Annotated in this window: 21 protein-coding genes; 18 read left to right on the top strand and 3 right to left on the bottom strand. The window is 62.2% G+C overall.

The window, feature by feature from the left end:
* Nucleotides 1–6 precede the first annotated feature (6 nt).
* The 8 genes from Tal182_RS21025 (at nt 7) to Tal182_RS20990 (ending at nt 5,956) form a co-directional block, all read left to right on the top strand.
* Nucleotides 7–315: a YciI family protein gene (locus tag Tal182_RS21025; protein ID WP_085860629.1), complete on the top strand. Its 309-nt coding sequence runs from the start codon at nt 7–9 to the stop codon at nt 313–315.
* A 39-nt stretch (nt 316–354) separates the two neighbouring features.
* Nucleotides 355–1,611 (top strand): 2-oxoglutarate dehydrogenase complex dihydrolipoyllysine-residue succinyltransferase, encoded by a 1,257-nt coding sequence (gene odhB / locus Tal182_RS21020; RefSeq protein WP_064805424.1) that lies wholly within the window; start codon nt 355–357, stop codon nt 1,609–1,611.
* Between the two features lie 12 nt (nt 1,612–1,623).
* Nucleotides 1,624–2,373: a DUF4241 domain-containing protein gene (locus Tal182_RS21015; protein ID WP_085860628.1), complete on the top strand. Its 750-nt coding sequence runs from the start codon at nt 1,624–1,626 to the stop codon at nt 2,371–2,373.
* Nucleotides 2,370–2,900 carry a hypothetical protein gene (locus Tal182_RS21010; RefSeq protein ID WP_085860627.1) on the top strand — a complete coding sequence of 177 codons (531 nt, stop codon included), beginning with the start codon at nt 2,370–2,372 and terminating at the stop codon, nt 2,898–2,900. Before Tal182_RS21015 ends, Tal182_RS21010 begins: the two co-directional genes overlap by 4 nt.
* Nucleotides 2,897–3,649 carry an SDR family oxidoreductase gene (locus Tal182_RS21005; RefSeq protein WP_085860626.1) on the top strand — a complete coding sequence of 251 codons (753 nt, stop codon included), beginning with the start codon at nt 2,897–2,899 and terminating at the stop codon, nt 3,647–3,649. The genes Tal182_RS21010 and Tal182_RS21005 overlap by 4 nt, the downstream gene beginning before the upstream one ends.
* 21 nt (nt 3,650–3,670) lie before the next feature.
* Complete coding sequence (locus tag Tal182_RS21000) at nt 3,671–3,919, top strand: hypothetical protein (RefSeq protein ID WP_085860625.1); 249 nt, start codon at nt 3,671–3,673, stop codon at nt 3,917–3,919.
* 27 nt (nt 3,920–3,946) lie between these two features.
* Entirely contained in the window at nt 3,947–5,353 is a 1,407-nt protein-coding gene (gene lpdA, locus Tal182_RS20995) for a dihydrolipoyl dehydrogenase (RefSeq protein WP_085860624.1), read from the top strand.
* Nucleotides 5,354–5,455: 102 nt separating this feature from the next.
* On the top strand, nt 5,456–5,956 hold the full coding sequence (locus Tal182_RS20990; RefSeq protein ID WP_085860623.1) for a cytochrome b: 501 nt from the start codon (nt 5,456–5,458) through the stop codon (nt 5,954–5,956).
* Nucleotides 5,957–6,034: 78 nt separating this feature from the next.
* Here the strand turns inward: Tal182_RS20990 and Tal182_RS20985 are convergent, their stop codons facing one another.
* Both Tal182_RS20985 and Tal182_RS20980 read right to left on the bottom strand, forming a co-directional pair.
* The gene (locus Tal182_RS20985; protein ID WP_085860622.1) at nt 6,035–7,111 is read right to left on the bottom strand and encodes a TraB/GumN family protein; all 1,077 of its coding nucleotides are present in this window, start codon (nt 7,109–7,111) and stop codon (nt 6,035–6,037) included.
* Nucleotides 7,112–7,289: 178 nt separating this feature from the next.
* The gene (locus Tal182_RS20980) at nt 7,290–8,225 is read right to left on the bottom strand and encodes a tyrosine recombinase XerC (RefSeq protein ID WP_064805409.1); all 936 of its coding nucleotides are present in this window, start codon (nt 8,223–8,225) and stop codon (nt 7,290–7,292) included.
* Between the two features lie 139 nt (nt 8,226–8,364).
* Between Tal182_RS20980 and Tal182_RS20975 the strand changes: the two genes are divergently transcribed.
* A complete protein-coding gene (locus Tal182_RS20975) occupies nt 8,365–9,315 on the top strand; it encodes a GNAT family N-acetyltransferase (RefSeq protein WP_085860621.1) in 951 nt (316 codons plus the stop codon).
* Nucleotides 9,316–9,319: 4 nt separating this feature from the next.
* Nucleotides 9,320–9,760 carry a GNAT family N-acetyltransferase gene (locus Tal182_RS20970; RefSeq protein ID WP_085860620.1) on the top strand — a complete coding sequence of 147 codons (441 nt, stop codon included), beginning with the start codon at nt 9,320–9,322 and terminating at the stop codon, nt 9,758–9,760.
* A gap of 17 nt (nt 9,761–9,777) precedes the next feature.
* On the opposite strand, the gene Tal182_RS20965 is transcribed toward Tal182_RS20970, so the two are convergent.
* The gene (locus Tal182_RS20965; protein WP_085860619.1) at nt 9,778–10,710 is read right to left on the bottom strand and encodes a dihydrodipicolinate synthase family protein; all 933 of its coding nucleotides are present in this window, start codon (nt 10,708–10,710) and stop codon (nt 9,778–9,780) included.
* 184 nt (nt 10,711–10,894) lie between these two features.
* Between Tal182_RS20965 and Tal182_RS20960 the strand changes: the two genes are divergently transcribed.
* The 8 genes from Tal182_RS20960 (at nt 10,895) to Tal182_RS20925 (ending at nt 18,929) form a co-directional block, all read left to right on the top strand.
* Nucleotides 10,895–13,111, top strand: coding sequence for a primosomal protein N' (locus tag Tal182_RS20960; RefSeq protein WP_085860618.1), 2,217 nt, complete (start codon nt 10,895–10,897; stop codon nt 13,109–13,111).
* Nucleotides 13,112–13,182: 71 nt separating this feature from the next.
* A complete protein-coding gene (locus Tal182_RS20955; protein WP_085860617.1) occupies nt 13,183–13,572 on the top strand; it encodes a DUF4345 domain-containing protein in 390 nt (129 codons plus the stop codon).
* A gap of 255 nt (nt 13,573–13,827) precedes the next feature.
* The gene (locus tag Tal182_RS20950) at nt 13,828–14,394 is read left to right on the top strand and encodes a F0F1 ATP synthase subunit delta (RefSeq protein ID WP_085860616.1); all 567 of its coding nucleotides are present in this window, start codon (nt 13,828–13,830) and stop codon (nt 14,392–14,394) included.
* Complete coding sequence (gene atpA, locus Tal182_RS20945; RefSeq protein ID WP_064805395.1) at nt 14,394–15,923, top strand: F0F1 ATP synthase subunit alpha; 1,530 nt, start codon at nt 14,394–14,396, stop codon at nt 15,921–15,923. Before Tal182_RS20950 ends, atpA begins: the two co-directional genes overlap by 1 nt.
* A gap of 28 nt (nt 15,924–15,951) precedes the next feature.
* The gene (locus tag Tal182_RS20940) at nt 15,952–16,836 is read left to right on the top strand and encodes a F0F1 ATP synthase subunit gamma (RefSeq protein ID WP_064805394.1); all 885 of its coding nucleotides are present in this window, start codon (nt 15,952–15,954) and stop codon (nt 16,834–16,836) included.
* A 22-nt stretch (nt 16,837–16,858) separates the two neighbouring features.
* On the top strand, nt 16,859–18,286 hold the full coding sequence (atpD, locus tag Tal182_RS20935; protein WP_011427065.1) for a F0F1 ATP synthase subunit beta: 1,428 nt from the start codon (nt 16,859–16,861) through the stop codon (nt 18,284–18,286).
* Entirely contained in the window at nt 18,286–18,525 is a 240-nt protein-coding gene (locus Tal182_RS20930) for a hypothetical protein (protein ID WP_064805392.1), read from the top strand. The genes atpD and Tal182_RS20930 overlap by 1 nt, the downstream gene beginning before the upstream one ends.
* On the top strand, nt 18,525–18,929 hold the full coding sequence (locus Tal182_RS20925; protein WP_064805390.1) for a F0F1 ATP synthase subunit epsilon: 405 nt from the start codon (nt 18,525–18,527) through the stop codon (nt 18,927–18,929). The genes Tal182_RS20930 and Tal182_RS20925 overlap by 1 nt, the downstream gene beginning before the upstream one ends.

The raw sequence follows: 18,929 nt of genomic DNA, 5'->3' as shown, positions 1-18,929 counted from the left end.
CGCGCAATGGCTTATTTCTTTTTAAGACTGCTGCCGCCGCGCCCCACTTTTCCGCATGACGGAACGGGGGAGGAAATGGCGGCGATGAAACGCCATGTCGAATATTGGCATCGGCAGGCCCTTGCGGGATCGGCCATTGTCGTCGGTCCCGTGTTCGAGGGTGCAGGCGCCTTCGGCATGGCAGTCGTCGAAGTGGAGGATCAGCCGGCGGCGCAAGCTCTTGCCGACGGCGATCCGATCATCGCGTCCGGTCTCGGGTTCCGTTTCGATATTTTGCCGATGCCCTCGGTCATTTTGCGGCCGCCCGCCGTCTGAAACGCATAAACGAAAACACACGAAATCAGGATTTGAACAATGGCCACAGAAATCCGCGTTCCAACTCTCGGTGAATCCGTCAGCGAGGCAACCGTCGGCACCTGGTTCAAGAAGGTCGGCGACGCCATCAAGGCCGACGAGCCGATTCTGGAGCTTGAAACCGACAAGGTGACCATCGAAGTTCCGGCGCCCGTCTCCGGCACGCTGTCGGAAATCGTCGCCGCCGCCGGCGAGACCGTCGGCCTCGGTGCGCTGCTCGGCCAGATCGCCGAAGGTGCTGGTGCTGCTGCGTCGGCTGCTGCCGCACCGGCTGCCGTTCCCGCCCAGCCGGCCCCGGCTGCCGCGGCCCAGCCGGCTGCTGCTGCCGCTGCATCCTCGTCGAGCGCTTCCGTCTCCACCATGCCGCCGGCACCGGCGGCTGCGAAGATGCTGGCTGAAAGCAATCTTTCCGCCGATCAGATCGACGGCAGCGGCAAACGTGGCCAGGTGCTGAAGGGCGATGTCATTGCCGCCGTCGCCAAGGGCATTTCCGCTCCGGCGGCCGTACCCGCAGCGGCGCCGGTTGCAGCGCGTGGCCCGTCGACGGTCGAGGATGCCTCGCGCGAAGAGCGCGTGAAGATGACGCGCCTGCGCCAGACGATCGCCAAGCGCCTCAAGGACGCGCAGAACACCGCCGCCATGCTCACCACCTATAACGAGGTGGACATGAAGGCGGTCATGGACCTGCGCAACAAGTACAAGGACATTTTCGAGAAGAAGCACGGCGTCAAGCTCGGCTTCATGGGCTTCTTCACCAAGGCAGTAACGCATGCGCTGAAGGAATTGCCGGCGGTCAATGCCGAGATCGACGGCACCGACGTCATCTACAAGAACTACTGCCATGTCGGCATGGCCGTTGGCACCGACAAGGGCCTCGTCGTTCCTGTCATCCGCGATGCCGACCAGATGTCGATCGCCGAAATCGAGAAGGACCTCGGCCGTCTTGCCAAGGCAGCCCGTGACGGCTCGCTCTCCATGGCCGACATGCAGGGGGGCACCTTCACCATTACCAATGGTGGTGTTTACGGCTCGCTGATGTCCTCGCCGATCCTCAACGCGCCGCAGTCCGGCATTCTCGGCATGCACAAGATCCAGGAACGGCCGGTTGCGATCGGCGGCCAGGTGGTCATCCGCCCGATGATGTATCTGGCGCTTTCCTACGATCACCGCATCGTCGACGGCAAGGAAGCAGTCACTTTCCTCGTGCGCGTCAAGGAAAGCCTCGAAGATCCGGAACGTCTGGTTCTCGATCTCTAAGGGAGCATTTCGATGCGGAACCGGATCATGCGAGCGGCGCGCCTTCTTCTTTGCGCTGCCGCCGCGCATGCCCCGGTCTCCGCGTCGGCTGCCGGCTGGGATGTCGGCAGGGCCAGCAGCAATTTCGAACTGGTGGCGCTTGATGATGCCGAACTCTCCAGCCGGTCGATCGACGTGGTCCATATGGGCGATGTCGAGCTGACGTCGGGGCGCATCGTCGCGGCCGATCCGCTTGCTCAGCCGGATCGTCCGGCGCTGGCAAGAACAGTTGCGCCGGGCGACTATTCGGTGACGCTCTACCGGGCCTTCGGGCGCATCGCGGCGGCGAGCATGCGGTTGGCCGAGGGCAAACCCGATCATTGGGAGTTAGCCGTCCTTCCCGGGCAGGACCCGGCGACGCTGAAAGATGACGAGATCTTCGGCTATCCTGTCGATGCCGGCGTTGGCTGTTACATGGACGCCGATACGCTGGCGCTGATCGACGAGCGGCAAGCGCAGGTCCAGGCGCAGAAGCCGGATGCCGACATCAACTATTACGACGACGTGCTGGCTTCGGAGCTCGATGCCAACAAGAACCACTATGCGCTGCACCGGCCGATTGCCGGCAAGAAGGGCAATGTCGCCGTGTTCTGGAGCGGCTGGGGCGACGGTGTCTATCCTGTCTTCTGGGGCCTCGACAAGGACGGCCGTCCATTGGTGCTGTTGACGGATTTTGGTGTGATCGAGAAGGCCGACGGACGGCGAGAGCCGAAGGTGCAATGAGCGGGACGATCGGGATCATGGCAGGGCGGAGAGGTGCAGCTGCGATTGCAGCTGCCGCGGTTTTCGCTATTCCAGTTGTTGCGTTCGCTGCCGACTGCAAACAAGAGCACGCCGTTTACGTCGACCGTGACGGCGCCTATGAACTGCGTTTTACACCGCTGAATTCTCCCTCGGCTGCCGCCAGCAACCAGTTCAAGGTCAATGCGCTCGAGACATCCGTCGTCATGGAAGGCTACGTGATGCCGTCGGAAGATCCGGTGCGGGCGATCGGCATCCTGATGTTCAATTGCCCGGAGGGGGACGCAACCGGCGCCGACCTCGATGCCTGCACCGTCTGGCAGGGCGCCGTCTACGGTATGAATGCCAAGGGCGAGATGGACAATCTGCAGCCGGAGGGTGCGGCGGCGGCCGAAAAGCTCGTGCTTCCGGGCCTTGGTCCCGCCATTCGTGAATCGAGCGCCTGGGGCGAGGGCAAGGCTTCGGTGGCGCCCTGGGACGTGATGACTTTCAAGGAGTGTGCGACATGAGTGATGCACCTGTTGTTCTCGTGACCGGCGGTAGCCGGGGCATTGGCGCCGCGGTCTGCCGGCTCGCCGCGCGCCAGGGCTGGCGCGTCGCCGTGAATTATGCCTCCAGCCGACAGGCGGCGGAAGCTGTCGTTGCGACGATCACTGAGGCCGGCGGCGAGGCCATGGCGATCCAGGGCGATGTCGGCACGGCTGCCGATATTGCAGCCATGTTTGCCGCGGTCGATCGCCATTTCGGCCGGCTCGATGGGCTGGTCAACAATGCCGGCATTGTCGACTACCCGCAGCGGGTCGACGAAATGTCGATGGAGCGGATCGAAAGGATGCTGCGCGTCAATGTGACCGGCTCCATCCTGTGCGCGGGAGAGGCCGTTCGCCGGATGTCGAGCCGTCATAATGGGCGGGGCGGCGCGATCGTCAACGTTTCGTCGATGGCGGCAATCCTCGGCTCGGCGACACAGTATGTCGATTATGCGGCCTCGAAGGCGGCGATCGATACCTTCACCATCGGGCTTGCGCGTGAGGTCGCGGCGGAGGGTATTCGTGTGAATGCCGTCAGACCCGGTATCATCGAAACCGATCTGCATGCTTCCGGCGGACTGCCGGACCGGGCGCGCGAAATGGCGCCGTCGGTGCCGATGCAGCGTCCGGGCACCGCCGAGGAGGTGGCGGACGCTATCCTCTATCTTCTTTCTCCTTCCGCCTCCTATGTCACGGGCGCGATCCTCAATGTGAGCGGCGGCCGCTAGAGGGACGGGGCAAAAAGCAGCATGCAGTATATTCTCGAATTCCTCGGCCTGATGGCCGTCTTCTCGATCTTCCTCGTCGTGTCGGGCGCCGATTTCGCCGCCATCATCACCGGCCTCGGCATGGGCTGGTTTGCCGGCGTCTCCAAATTCTTCACGGTCAAGACGATCCGTGACCGCTTCATTGCCAATGGCAAATGGTTCAACCGCATCACCGGAGCGGCACTCGTCGCCTTCGGCTTCCGCCTCGCGCTATCGCGCGCCGCCGACTAAACGAAAAATTCAAAGGGAAAAGAAGCAATGTCTTATGATGTGATCATTATCGGAACCGGCCCGGGCGGCTATGTCTGCGCCGTCAAGGCAGCCCAACTCGGCCTCAAGGTCGCCGTTGTCGAAAAGCGCGCCACCTATGGCGGCACCTGCCTGAACGTCGGCTGCATCCCGTCGAAGGCGCTGCTGCATGCCTCCGAAATGTTCCATCAGGCCGGTCACGGCATGAGCGCGCTCGGCATCGACATCCCGGCGCCGACGCTCAACCTTGGCAATATGATGGCGCACAAGGATGCGACGGTGAAGGCGAATGTCGACGGCGTCGCCTTCCTCTTCAAGAAGAACAAGATCGATGCCTTCCAGGGCACCGGCAAGATCGTCTCGGCCGGCAAGGTTGCCGTCACCACCGAGGACGGCCAGATGCAGGAGATCGAAGGCAAGAACATCGTCATCGCCACCGGTTCGGATGTCGCCGGCATTCCCGGCGTGCAGGTCGAGATCGATGAAAGGACCATCATCTCGTCCACCGGCGGCATCGCGCTGGACAAGGTGCCGGAAACGCTGATCGTCGTCGGCGGCGGCGTCATCGGCCTCGAACTCGGTTCGGTCTGGTCGCGCCTCGGCGCCAAGGTCACCGTCGTGGAATATCTCGACACCATCCTCGGCGGCATGGACGGCGAAGTCTCCAAACAGTTCCAGCGCATGCTTGCCAAGCAGGGCATCGATTTCCATCTCGGCGCCAAGGTCACCGGCGTCGAAAAGGGTGAGAAGGGCGCCAAGGTCACCTTCGAGCCGGTCAAGGGCGGCGACGCCGTGACGCTCGACGCCGACGTCGTGCTGATCGCCACCGGCCGCAAGCCTTATACGGCAGGTCTCGGCCTCGAAGAGGCCGGTGTTGCGCTCGACAATCGCGGCCGTGTCGAGATCGACGGTCACTTCAAGACCAATGTCGCCGGCATCTATGCGATCGGCGATGTGGTCAAGGGCCCGATGCTGGCGCACAAGGCGGAAGACGAGGGTGTGGCGCTGGCCGAAATCCTCGCCGGACAGCATGGCCATGTGAATTACGATGTGATTCCGAGTGTCGTCTATACGCAGCCCGAGATCGCCTCGGTCGGCAAGACCGAGGAAGAGCTGAAGGCGGCGGGTATCGCCTACAAGGTCGGCAAGTTCCCGTTCACGGCGAACGGCCGCGCCCGCGCGATGCTGGCGACCGACGGCTTCGTCAAGATCCTCGCCGACAAGGACACCGACCGCGTGCTCGGCGGCCATATCGTCGGTTTCGGCGCCGGCGAGATGATCCACGAGATTGCCGTGCTGATGGAGTTCGGCGGTTCGTCGGAAGATCTCGGCCGCAGCTGCCACGCGCATCCGACGATGTCGGAAGCGGTCAAGGAAGCTGCGCTCGCGACCTTCTTCAAGCCGATCCACATGTAATCTTACATCTTCGTAATGAAGCGTTCAGCCGCTTGCCGCGAGGCAGGCGGCTGTTTTAATTTTGGCGCATCGCAGACATCGGCATGTAACGAAGGTTAGAAAATGCAAAAGCCGTCCACCAAGGGTTACAGCCTTACCCAGCGCTTGCTTCATTGGACGGTGGCGCTTTTGATCTTCTTCAATCTGCTGTTTCCTGACGGCATGAACATCTGGCATCGGCTCATGCGCAGAGGCGAGGTGCCGACGCCGGAGCAGATTGCGTCGGCCAACATCCATGCCTACGTCGGCATCGCCATCCTGCTGCTCGCTGCCGTCAGGCTCGGACTGCGCTTCGTCAACGGCGTGCCGGCCGAGGCGGCGGAGGAGCCGGCGATCTTCCGTCTTGCGGCGAAGCTTGCGCATGCCGGTCTCTACATCCTGATCTTCGCCATGCCGCTTACGGGCATCGCCGGCTATTATTTTGGCGTCAATCCCGCGGGGTCGTTGCACGCGGATATCCTGAAGATCATTCTCTGGGCGCTGATTGCGGCCCATGTCGCGGGCGCGCTCGCCCATCAGTTCTATTGGAAAAGCAATGTGCTGCGCCGCATGACGCTCGGCTGAGCGCCATCTGACGTATAAAAACTGAGGTTGTCAGTCTCGAGGAGCTGCCATTGCGGCTGATTATTCCGGGGGCATGCTTCAGTTTACGGCCGTCACCGTAAAACCCTGCTTGCGCAGCAGTTCGATGACGCCGCCCTGGCCGGGCAGGTGCAGGGCGCCGACGGCCATGAAAACATTGCCGCCGTCGAGAATGGGAGTGGCGCGCTCGGCCATCACCTTGTTGCGATCGAGGATGACGCGCTGTTCGAAGGCGGCGTAGTCACCGGCCTGTTCTTCATTCGTCGGCGTCACCGTCTTCAGCATCGGCATGGTCATGCCGATATCGCCGGAGAGGTAGAGATCGGTCATCGTTTCGACGACGTCGCTCATCTTGTCGCCGAGTTCCAGCGTCTCGATCAGCGACTTCATATGGAATTCCACCGGCAGGTCGGCCATGGCCTGGATCTGTTCGGCAAGGGTCTCCAGCCCCTTGACCTGCTTGCCCTGAGCAACGGCGTCGGTGGCGATCTTCTGGTCGAGGAACTGCACGCCTCTGGCCTTGCGGGCGAGTTCGCAGGCCGGAAGGGCGACGGCGCTGGAGATCATCCATGGCCGCATGCGGGAGACGGCGCTGAGCGGGATGCCGCGCTGCTTGAGGCCGGCTTCCAGGCGCTTGTAGTCCTCGACAGAGAGCAGCTTATCGATCGTCGTGCCGTCGGTGAACATTGTCAGTTCCGGCCGTGCGAGCAGGGCGGCCGTCGCCTTGCGCTCATCGAGGATCTCGTCGGATTCGATGATGATCGTATTGGCTGCGTCGTGGGCGGCCTGGGCGCGCGGCGGCAGGGCAAGCACACGGGGATCGGTCACATGCATGCTGCCGAGCAGCCATGAAGGGGCAAGTCCAGGCTTCTCGATCTTCCAGAAGATGCCCTTGCCGTTCGGCGTTGCCTCGGCTTCCTTGACCGCCTCGGCGTATCGCGCGGGGTCGCTCTGCTGTAAGTCGACCATCAGATTGCGGCCGGTGCAGGCTGTGTCTTCGGCCGCCGCCGGCCTTGCGGCGAGGAGGGCGACAAACAGAGCCGCAACAAGCAGCACGTGGAAGGCTGCAATCAGCCAGAGCAGCAGATTGCCGGGTGCTGCGAGGAAAAAAGCCCGGCGGCTGATTGAAGTCGTCATCCTGGTATTCCCCACATGCCCTATCGCTTCTGCTCTACGCTCGGCTTGCGCATAATCCTTTAAGAGAATGCGTTAACGAAAACTTAGCGCATCGCTTCAGGCGGATTCATGGGCGCTGAGCTTGTCGACAAAAGGAGATGCCGTCGTCACAAGCGCTGCGCATTTTGGACGAGATGCGTCAAGCGCGCGGATGGGCTCGATCATACACCTCAAGCAGCCGCGATGCATCGACGCCGGTATAAACCTGCGTTGTCGAAAGGCTGGCGTGGCCGAGCAGTTCCTGGATGGTGCGCAGATCGCCACCGCCGGCAAGCAGATGGGTGGCGAAGGAGTGGCGGAGTGCATGCGGCGTCGCCGTCTCCGGCAGGCCGAAGGCGCCGCGCAGCTTCTGCATGGCCCGCTGGATGATCGCCGCCTGCAGCTTGCCGCCGCGGGCGCCGCGAAACAGCGGCTCACCGCTTTCGAGATCATATGGGCAGAGCGCGCGATATTTCTCGACGGCGTCGAACACTACGGGCAGCAGCGGCACCAGCCGTGTCTTGTTGCCTTTGCCGGTGATGCGCAGCGTCGTCGCGCCCTTCGGCAGGTCGGCGGGAACGAGACCCAGCGCTTCGGAAATGCGCAGGCCACAGCCGTAGAGCAGGGTCATAACAGCCGCATCGCGCGCGGCAATCCAGGGTTCATCATGCAGCTGGGCTCCATCGCTGACGATGGTGATCGCCTGCGTGTCCGAGAGCGGTTTGGGCAGCGACTTCGGCTGTTTCGGCGAACGGATCGCACCGGCGCCGGCGGCATTGACCAGGCCCTTCTTTTCCAGGTGACGCAACAGCGAACGAAGGCCGGCGAGATTGCGGCCGAGCGAACGGGCGCCGGAGCCTTGCCTGCGCCGAGCAGCCAGGAAGGCGCGGAAATCGGCGGGGCGCAATTCCCTGATATCGCCGAGCGTTGCCGGGCCGGCGAGATGACCTGTCAGGAAGGTCAGAAACTGGCGGGTGTCGCGCTCATAAGCATCGAGCGTATGCTCGGAAAGACGGCGTTCACGAGCGAGGTTTTCGAGCCACGCAGCGCGTTCCGCCATCAGGCGCGGGTCGGCGATTACAAGCAGTTCATTCACATTGCTGGCCTTGAATTTGCCTTCAAGTCCGCCAATTTGAAGCAGGAACGGTTATGGAATTGCTAATGCCGGCCAAGCCTTTGTCATCCTTCGATCATATTGTACTGCGATAGCTTACAGCCCATAGACAGGATCTTTCATGGCACGGCGCGATTCCATGACGGCTTTCGGACAACTCGCGGAAGCGATCGCTCTCGTTTCACAGGGAAAGCCCGGTCACATCGTCGACACGCTGATTGCCGAACGCGGCCAGAGGATCGTGAAACATCCGCTCTGGCCGGTCATGCGACCGTTCCTCTACACGCTTCTGCGCTACAACAAGGCGATCGAATTCGCCAATGCGGTTGCCAAGATGTCAGGGTTCCAGTCGTTCGAATATCTGAGCGACGTGCTGAAGCTCGACATCGGCGTCGCTAACGGCGAACGCATTCCTGATAGCGGCGGCTTCATCCTCGTCAGCAATCACCCCACGGGCATTGCCGACGGGGTTGCCGTATTCGACCTCCTGAAAACGCGCCGGCCTGATATGATGTTCTTTGCCAATCGCGATGCGATCCGCGTCAACCCGCGTTTCGCCGAGATGGTCATCCCCGTCGAATGGCGGGAGGAGCACAAGAGCAAGCTCAAGGCGCGCGAGACGCTGCAATTGACGAACCACGCTGTGCGGGAAGGCAAGGCGACGGTGCTCTTTCCATCGGGCCGCATCGCCTATTGGGCCAATGGCCGGCTCAACGAACGCCCATGGAAAACGTCGGCGGTCGGGCTGGCGCGCAAATACAATCTGCCGATCCTCCCCGTCCACATGACGGCGCGCAATTCCGGCCTTTTTTATTGGCTGGCGAAGTGGTCGACGGAGCTTCGCGACATGACGGTTTTCCACGAACTCTTGAACAAGCGCGGCGACCGCTTCGATTTCGTGATCGGCAATCTCATTCCCGCCGAACATCTGGACGGCGATGCCAACGAGGTGACGAAGGCGCTGGAGAAACATACGGTCCACGACATGGCCCGCGATGGGGACGCGACATTCGTGCCGGTCGGCGGGCCGGCTGCGGCGATGCCGCGCGAGATGTCGGTTCTGGCCATCTAGAGCCGTGACGATCGATATTCGCATTTTCCATGATGGGTTGCCGGAGGCGATGGTGGGGCTTGCGCACGAAGCCCGACAGGAGGGCCATCTCCATATCGGCCGGCTTATCGATGAGTGGGCAGCTGGCGACATCCGCTTCGCGCGTGACGGCGAAAGGCTGCTCGGCGCCTTTGCGGACGAAGCACTCGTTGGTGTCGGTGGCATGACGATCGAACCCGCCCTGCCGGAAACGCTGCGGATGCGGCGTTTCTACGTTCGCCCCGCTATGCGCAGTCGCGGCGTCGGGCGGATGCTTGCGCTCACCCTTCTGGATCACGCGCGGCGCTTCTGCCGTTGTGTCACCGTGCATGCGGGAAACGACGGTGCGGCGAAATTTTGCGAGTCGCTTGAATTTCGTCCCCGTCACCAGGATTGTTATACCCATGTTCTCGATCTGCGCGGTTGAGGCGAGATCGCACACCATCATGCGCCGATCTCCTTGAGGCGGACCGCCTGGCGGGCCAAAAGCCGCTCGACATCGGCAATGTCGAGCGCCGACAGCCTGGCGCCCGGCTTGCGCAGGGTGGCGGACTTGATGACGCCGCGCTTGGCAAGCACGTATTTGCGGCAGGCAAGACCGATGCCCTGCTGCTGTTCATAGCGGGCGAGCGGCAGATAGGCATCGAAGATTTCGTGGGCGCGCTCGGGATTGCCGGCGCTATAGGCTTCGACCACGCCGACCATCATCTCGGGATAACAGAAGCCGGTCATGGCGCCATCGGCGCCGCGACCCATCTCCTCCGGCAGGAAAAGCCCGCCATTGCCGCAGAGGATGGAGATGCGCCGCATGCCGCCCTTGTCGCCGGCTGCGCGAAGCGCGGTGATTTTCGACAGGCCCGGCCAATCCTCATGTTTGAGCATGACGCAATTGGGCACTTCTCTGACAATGCGCTCGATGACCGCGGGTGCGATCGTCACGTTGGTGGTAAGCGGATAGTCCTGCAGCACGAAAGGCGTATCACCCAGGGTATCACCAACCGACTGGTAAAAGGCGAAGACCTGATCGTCGGTCCTGATGGTCCAAGGCGGCGCAACCATGACGCCGGCGGCACCTTCGCCCATAACGGCCTCGGCGAGCTCGCGCATCGGAGCAAGCCCGGGCGCCGACACGCCGACGACCACCGGAAGGCGCCCGTCGAGGCGCTTCAGTACACGCTCGACCACGATCCGTGATTCCTCGGAGGTCAGCTTCGGGGCCTCGCCGAGCTGGCCGAGCACCGTCAGGCCGGTGACGCCGGCGCCTTCATAGAAATCGACCATGCTGTCGATGCTTTCGAGATCGAGAGCGCCGTCATCGGCAAGGGGAGTTACGGCGATAACGTAGACGCCTTTGGCATTCTCGGTCAGTCTGGCCATTCATGCTCTCCGATTCAGCTATCGAACAAATCTTCTGGCATCTAGGCGGCCAATTGTTTGCTCCGCAACCTTTTCTCAAGGCGCGGTCCATCTTGGCGAGTCTTCGTTATCAACGTTGTCGCCCGACGAACCATCGCGTCTTTGCGGTTCCAATTCCATCGATTTGCGGGCATGGTCTCGCGCGATGAGCATAGATTCGTCCGATCTCTTTGGCGCGATTTTCGAAGCACCGCCCGCGAACCGAACGGTTCCGGTGCTGGTGCCGATGCCGGCGCCGAAACCCTATTCCTACTCGGTGCCGGAGGGCATGGCGGTCGAGCCCGGCTCTGTCGTGCAGGTGCCGCTCGGGCCGCGGCAGGTGATCGGTGTCGTCTGGGACGGCGGCGAAGATGGCGTCGATCCGAAGAAGCTTCGGCCGATCAGCCATGTCTTCGATTGCCCGCCGCTTTCCAAGGAGATGCGGGATTTCATCGATTGGGTGGCGAGCTACACGCTCTCCCCGCCCGGCCTCGTCGCGCGCATGGCGCTCAGGGCGCCGAACGCCTTCGAGCCGGAGCCGATGGTGGAGGGGCTGAAATTCGTCGGCGGCGAACCCGAGCGGATGACACCGGCACGTGCGCGCGTGCTCGCGGCCGCTTCCGACGGCCTCTCCTGGACGCGCAGCGGTCTGGCGCATGCGGCCGGCGTTTCGACGAGCGTCGTCGATGGGCTGATCACGCTCGGCATTTTCGAAACGGTGTTCCTGCCGCCGCCGCCCGTTGTGGCGATGGCGGATCCCGACTTTGCCGCTGCGCGCCTGGAAGGGCCGCAGAAAGAGGCGGCCGCGGAGATCATCTCCGACGTCCGCAGGGGCGAATTTTCAGTGTCGCTGATCGACGGGGTGACCGGCTCCGGCAAAACGGAAGTCTATTTCGAGGCGATCGCCGAGACGCTGAAACGTGGCAAGCAGGTGCTGATTCTGCTGCCGGAGATCGCGCTGACGGCCAGTTTCCTCGAGCGTTTTCAGGATCGCTTCGGGGCAAAGCCCGCCGAATGGCATTCCGATCTCGCCCCGCGCATGCGTGAAAAGGTCTGGCGCCAGGCGGTGACCGGCGAGGTACGGGTCGTCGCCGGCGCCCGCTCGGCGCTTTTCCTGCCTTTCGAGGACCTCGGCCTCATCATCGTCGACGAGGAGCATGATCCGGCCTACAAGCAGGAGGATCGCGTCTTCTATAATGCTCGCGACATGGCCGTCGTGCGCGGCCGCATCGGCGATTTTCCCGTCATCCTGGTCTCTGCGACACCGTCGGTCGAAAGCCAGGTCAACGGGCAGAGCGGCCGCTACAGCACCGTTCACCTGCCCACGCGTTTCGGCGACGCGGCGCTGCCGGACCTGCATCTCATCGATATGCGCAGGCACGCGCCGGAGCGGGGTGGCTTCCTGTCGCCGCTGCTGATCCGGGCGATCGGCAAGACCGTGGAGAGGCGCCAGCAGGCGCTGCTCTTTCTCAATCGGCGTGGTTATGCGCCGCTGACGCTCTGCCGGGTCTGCGGTCACCGCTTCCAATGCCCGCAATGTTCCAGCTGGTTGGTCGAGCATCGCTTCCGCAAGCAGCTGCAGTGCCATCAATGCGGCCATGCCGAGCGCACGCCGGAAGCATGCCCGGAGTGCGGCACGCTCGACCATCTGGTCGCCTGCGGGCCAGGCGTCGAGCGCATCGCCGAAGAGGTGGAGCGGCATTTCCCCGAGGCGCGGACGATCGTTCTCTCCTCGGACATGATGGGCGGGGTGAAGCGGCTGCGGCTGGAGCTTGATGCAATCGCCAAGGGTGAGGCCGATATCGTCATCGGCACACAGCTCGTCGCCAAGGGGCATAATTTTCCGCTGATGACGCTGGTCGGTATCGTCGATGCCGACCTCGGCCTTGCCAATGGCGATCCGCGTGCGGCCGAGCGCACCTTTCAGCTTCTGTCGCAGGTGACGGGGCGCGCCGGGCGCACCGGCCTCAAGAGCCACGGGCTGCTGCAGACCTACCAGCCGCAGCATCCGGTCATGCAGGCCATCGTTTCCGGCGATTCGGATGCCTTTTATGAACGCGAAATTACCGAGCGCGAACGCGCGGCATTGCCGCCCTTCGGTCGGCTCGCCTCGATCATCGTTTCGGCCGAAACGCGCCATGACGCGGAGAACCATGCGCGCGGCATGCGCAACGCAGCCCCCCAGGTCTCCGGCATCTCAGTGCTCGGCCCGGCGGAAGCGCCGCTTGCGCTGGTGCGCGGCCGCCACCGCTTCCGCCTCTTGGTCCACGGACGGCGCAACTCCGACATGCAGGGATTTCTGCGGGCGATGCTGTCGCAGTCACCGAAGGAGCGCGGATCAGTACAGGTTCAGCTCGACATCGATCCGCAGAGTTTTCTCTAATGCGCCATTTCCTCCTTTTCCGGCTCATGCCATAAAACACCGATTCTTTCCGGGTGATTTGAGGCTGATGCATGGAATTCTATTTTCCAACCGAACTCGGCGAGCAGCTCGCCTTCTGTTCTGCCGGGTTCACGGCGCTGGCTGGCTTCATCATGATGTTTGCGCCGGGCCATGCTTTCCGTCTTCTCGGCTTGCAGGCGCAGGAGGGGCGGTCTGAAGGATATGGCGAGGGACGCTCGATGGGCGGTTTCTATCTCGGCTTCGGCCTCGCGGCGATCATGCTTGCCCAGACAACGATCTACATGGCATTCGGCGCCTCCTTTGCGATGGCTGCCTTTGCGCGGCTCATCTCGATCCTGTCCGATAAGGGGAGCAATCTGGTCAACTATTTACTTCTGGTTGTGCAAGTCGTGCTGGCTGCGCTGCCGCTGCTCTATGCTTTCGGCTTCGTTCAAACGTGAATTTCACCGCCGGCGGGCCGCCTTTGCGGCCTGTCCGCAAGCCTTTGCGCAATTTTGCGAACAGAAATTCATGCGAAAGGCGTATTCGGACGTTACGCGTGTTGCGAGTCCGAACATCCTATGTTAGACGGACCCCGAATTTCGGAAGAAGCAAGAGGCTTCTCTTGTGATTTCTGGGGGAAATCAAAACGAATTCAAGATCATAGGTTCGGCGCCCGCCGAGAGCCGGATTTTGGATTGAAATCAGGGAAATTTGTGCCAGTGGCAGACACGTCCCAGCTTACTTCTGGTGTTGCCGAGCGCTATGCCTCGTCGCTTTTCGAGTTGGCGCTCGAACAGGGCGCCGTCGACAGCGTAACCGCCGATCTCGACCGTTTCCAGGCGATGCTGGATGAAAGCGCCGAATTGAAGCGCTTCGTCGCGAGCCCGGTTTTCTCCGCCGAGGATCAGCTGAAGGCGATCGTCGCCATCAGCGAGAGGGCCGGCATCAGCGGCTTCTTCGCCAATTTCCTGAAGGTCGTGGCGCGCAACCGCCGCCTGTTTGCCCTGCCGGGCATGATCAAGGCCTTCCGCGTCATCGCCGCGAATCACCGCGGTGAAATCTCCGCCGAGGTCACCTCGGCCCATGCTCTGACCGCAGAGCAGGAAAATGAATTGAAGGCGGCGCTGAAGGGCGTCACCGGCAAAGACGTGGCGATTGCCGTCACGGTTGATCCGTCAATTCTTGGTGGTCTGATCGTCAGGGTCGGGTCCCGTCAGATTGATACGTCTCTTCGTACCAAACTCTCTACCCTTAAGCTTGCATTGAAAGAGGTCGGCTGATGGATATCCGCGCCGCGGAAATTTCCGCAATTCTCAAAGACCAGATCAAAAATTTCGGCAAAGAGGCGGAAGTCTCGGAAGTCGGCCAGGTTCTCTCCGTCGGTGACGGTATTGCTCGCGTTTACGGTCTGGACAACGTCCAGGCCGGTGAAATGGTCGAGTTCCCGGGCGGCATCCGCGGCATGGCTCTGAACCTTGAATCCGACAACGTCGGTGTCGTTATTTTCGGCTCCGACCGTGACATCAAGGAAGGCGACACCGTCAAGCGGACCGGCGCCATCGTCGACGTTCCGGTTGGTCCGGAACTGCTCGGCCGCGTCGTCGACGCGCTCGGCAACCCGATCGACGGCAAGGGCCCGATCAATGCGACCCGCCGTTCGCGCGTCGACGTCAAGGCTCCCGGCATTATTCCGCGCAAGTCGGTTCATGAGCCGATGTCGACCGGCCTCAAGGCCATCGACGCCCTCATCCCGGTCGGCCGCGGCCAGCGCGAGCTCGTCATCGGCGACCGCCAGACCGGCAAGACCGCCATCCTTCTCGATGCCTTCCTCAACCAGAAGGCCATTCACGACAACGGTCCGGAAGGCGAGAAGCTTTACTGCGTCTACGTCGCCGTCGGCCAGAAGCGCTCCACCGTTGCCCAGTTCGTCAAGGTTCTCGAAGAGCGCGGCGCACTGAAGTATTCCATCATCATTGCCGCGACGGCATCCGACCCGGCGCCGATGCAGTTCCTCGCTCCATTTGCCGGCTGCGCCATGGGCGAATATTTCCGCGACAACGGCATGCACGCGCTGATCGGTTACGACGACCTGTCGAAGCAGGCCGTATCCTATCGCCAGATGTCGCTGCTGCTGCGCCGTCCGCCGGGCCGCGAAGCCTATCCGGGCGACGTTTTCTACCTGCATTCGCGCCTGCTCGAGCGCGCTGCAAAGATGAACGACGACAAGGGCGCCGGTTCGCTGACCGCCCTGCCGGTCATCGAAACGCAGGGCAACGACGTGTCGGCCTTCATTCCGACCAACGTGATCTCGATCACCGACGGCCAGATCTTCCTCGAAACCGACCTGTTCTATCAGGGTATCCGTCCGGCCGTTAACGTCGGTCTCTCGGTTTCCCGCGTCGGCTCGTCGGCACAGATCAAGGCGATGAAGCAGGTCGCCGGCTCGATCAAGGGCGAGCTTGCCCAGTATCGTGAAATGGCCGCCTTCGCCCAGTTCGGTTCGGACCTCGACGCTGCAACGCAGCGCCTCTTGAACCGCGGCGCACGCCTGACCGAACTCCTGAAGCAGCCGCAGTTCTCGCCGCTGAAGACGGAAGAGCAGGTCGCCGTGATCTTCGCCGGCGTCAACGGCTACCTCGACAAGCTGCCGGTCGCTCAGGTCGGCAAGTTCGAACAGGGCCTGTTGTCCTATCTGCGTTCGGAAGGCTCCGCCATCCTCGATGCGATCCGCACCGAAAAGGCTATCAGCGATGACACGAAGGGCAAGCTCGTTGCTGCTCTCGACAGCTTCGCCAAGTCTTTCCAGTAATCGGGCCCTAAGTTAGGACGGATCACGGATGCCTTCACTCAAGGATCTGAAAAACCGGATCGCCTCCGTCAAGGCGACGCAGAAGATCACCAAGGCGATGAAAATGGTCGCCGCGGCGAAGCTTCGGCGTGCGCAGGAGGCGGCCGAGGCCGCCCGGCCTTATTCGCAACGCATGGGTGCGGTTCTGGCGAACATCGCCAAGGCCGTCACCGATGCGGATGGCGCGCCGGCGCTGATGACCGGCAGCGGCCAGGACAAGGTCCATCTTCTGGTGGTCTGCACGGCCGAACGCGGTCTCTGCGGCGGCTTCAATTCGCAGATTGCCCGCTTTGCGCGTGACCATGTCCGCAAGCTGCTGGCCGAGGGCAAGACGGTGAAGATCTTCACCGTCGGCAAGAAGGGTTACGACATCCTTCGCCGCGAATTTGCGCCGCTGATCATCGAGCGCAAGGAACTCCGCGAAGTCAAGAAGATCGGTTTCGAAAACGCCGACCAGATCGGCAAGCGCATCATCGAGATGTTTGCCGCCGGTGAGTTCGACGTCTGCACGCTGTTCTACTCCGAGTTCAAGTCGGTGATCAGCCAGGTTCCGACCGCGCAGCAGCTGATCCCGGCCAAGGCTCCGGAAGCCGTCGCCGAAGATGCCGCCCATGCCGGCGCCGTCTACGAATACGAGCCGGATCCGGCGTCGATCCTCGGCGATCTGATCCCGCGCAACATCTCCGTCCAAATCTTCCGCGCGCTCCTCGAGAACGTCGCAGGCGAGATGGGCGCCAAAATGAGCGCCATGGACAATGCGACGCGCAATGCCGGTGAGATGATCAACAAGCTGACGCTGAGCTACAACCGTCAGCGTCAGGCTCAGATCACCAAGGAACTGATTGAAATCATTTCGGGCGCGGAAGCGCTCTGAGTTAGGAAAAGAGGGTAAGAAAATGGCTGAGGCAGCTACCCGCTCTGTCGGCAAAGTCACCCAGGTTATCGGCGCCGTCGTCGACGTTGCTTTCGAAGGCGAACTGCCGGCGATCTTGAACGCGCTTGAAACCGACAACAACGGCAATCGCCTGGTTCTCGAAGTCGCTCAGCATCTGGGCGAAAACGAAGTCCGCACGATCGCGATGGACTCGAGCGAAGGTCTCGTTCGCGGCCAGCAGGTCATCGATACCGGCGCTCCGATCTCGGTTCCGGTCGGCGATGAAACGCTCGGCCGTATCATGAACGTCATCGGCGAGCCGGTCGACGAAGCAGGCCCGCTGAACACCGCTCACAAGCGTGCCATCCACCAGGACGCTCCTGCCTATGTCGAGCAGTCCACGGAAGCGCAGATCCTCGTCACCGGCATCAAGGTCGTCGACCTTCTCGCTCCTTATGCAAAGGGCGGCAAGATCGGCCTGTTCGGCGGCGCCGGCGTCGGCAAGACCGTTCTCATCATGGAACTGATCAACAACGTCGCCAAGGCGCATGGTGGCTACTCGGTTTTCGCAGGCGTGGGTGAACGTACCCGCGAAGGCAACGACCTTTATCACGAAATGATCGAATCGGGCGTCAACAAGCATGGCGGCGGCGAAGGCTCCAAGGCTGCGCTCGTTTACGGCCAGATGAACGAACCGCCGGGCGCCCGCGCTCGCGTGGCTCTGACCGGCCTGACCGTCGCAGAACATTTCCGCGACCAGGGCCAGGACGTTCTGTTCTTCGTCGACAACATCTTCCGCTTCACGCAGGCTGGTTCCGAAGTGTCGGCTCTGCTCGGCCGTATTCCTTCGGCCGTGGGTTATCAGCCGACCCTCGCAACAGACATGGGCCAGATGCAGGAGCGCATCACCACGACGACGACCGGCTCGATCACCTCGGTCCAGGCCATTTACGTTCCGGCCGACGACTTGACCGACCCGGCGCCGGCAACCTCGTTCGCCCACTTGGACGCAACGACCGTTCTGTCGCGCTCGATCGCCGAAAAGGGCATCTATCCGGCCGTCGACCCGCTCGACTCTACCTCGCGCATGCTCGACCCGATGGTCGTCGGCGAAGAGCACTACGAAGTGGCCCGTAAGGTTCAGTCGACGCTGCAGCGCTACAAGGCCCTGCAGGACATCATCGCCATCCTCGGCATGGACGAACTGTCGGAAGAAGACAAGCTCGCCGTCGCCCGCGCCCGCAAGATCGAGCGCTTCCTGTCGCAGCCGTTCTTCGTCGCAGAAGTCTTCACCGGTTCGCCGGGCAAGCTGGTTGCCCTCGAAGACACGATCAAGGGCTTCAAGGGTCTCGTCAACGGCGAATACGACAATCTGCCTGAAGCCGCGTTCTATATGGTCGGTTCGATGGACGAAGCTATCGAGAAGGCCAAGAAGCTCGCTGCCGCTTGATGAGCGACGCTCAGGACGAGATATTCTGCTGCGACTCCCTCAAAGGAGTCGTGGCAGAACTTCCGGAACCGGCCGCGCCAACTGTCTATCGTGCCGATAACGGCGTGCTGATGATGGTTGTAGGACTGGTTCAGACCCAGGAGGGCCTCGGATATCTCGACCAGGCGATACTGCACTGCCCGTTCTGCGGGACAAATTTGCAAGATGCAAAAGCCATAGCCGAGAAGGTAAGTCACTGATGGCTGACAATTTCAACTTTGAGCTCGTTTCGCCGGAGCGTCTGCTGCTGTCGGAGATGGTGACGGAGGTGGTCGTTCCCGCGACCGAGGGCGAGATGACCGTCATGGCGAACCACGCGCCGACAATGACGACGATCAAGCCGGGCGTGGTGAGCGTGCGTTCGGCGTCCGGCAAGAAGCAGGACTATGTGGTGTTCGGCGGTTTTGCCGATATTCTGCCGACGGGCTGCACGCTGCTGGCCGAATCCGCCGTTCCGGTCGAGGAACTCCATAAGGACGAGCTGACCCGCCGCATCGAGGCTGCCCGCAAGGAGCTCGAACATGCCGAGCTGCATGAGCACAAGTCGAGGCTCGAGCACTTCATCATGGAACTGACGCATCTTCGTGGCATCGTCCAGGATTGA

It is taken from the genome of Rhizobium sp. TAL182 (assembly GCF_002117725.1).
Lineage (GTDB): Bacteria > Pseudomonadota > Alphaproteobacteria > Rhizobiales > Rhizobiaceae > Rhizobium > Rhizobium esperanzae.
The sequence above is the reverse complement of the archived record's forward strand: the minus strand, read 5'-3'. Positions and strand labels throughout refer to the sequence as shown.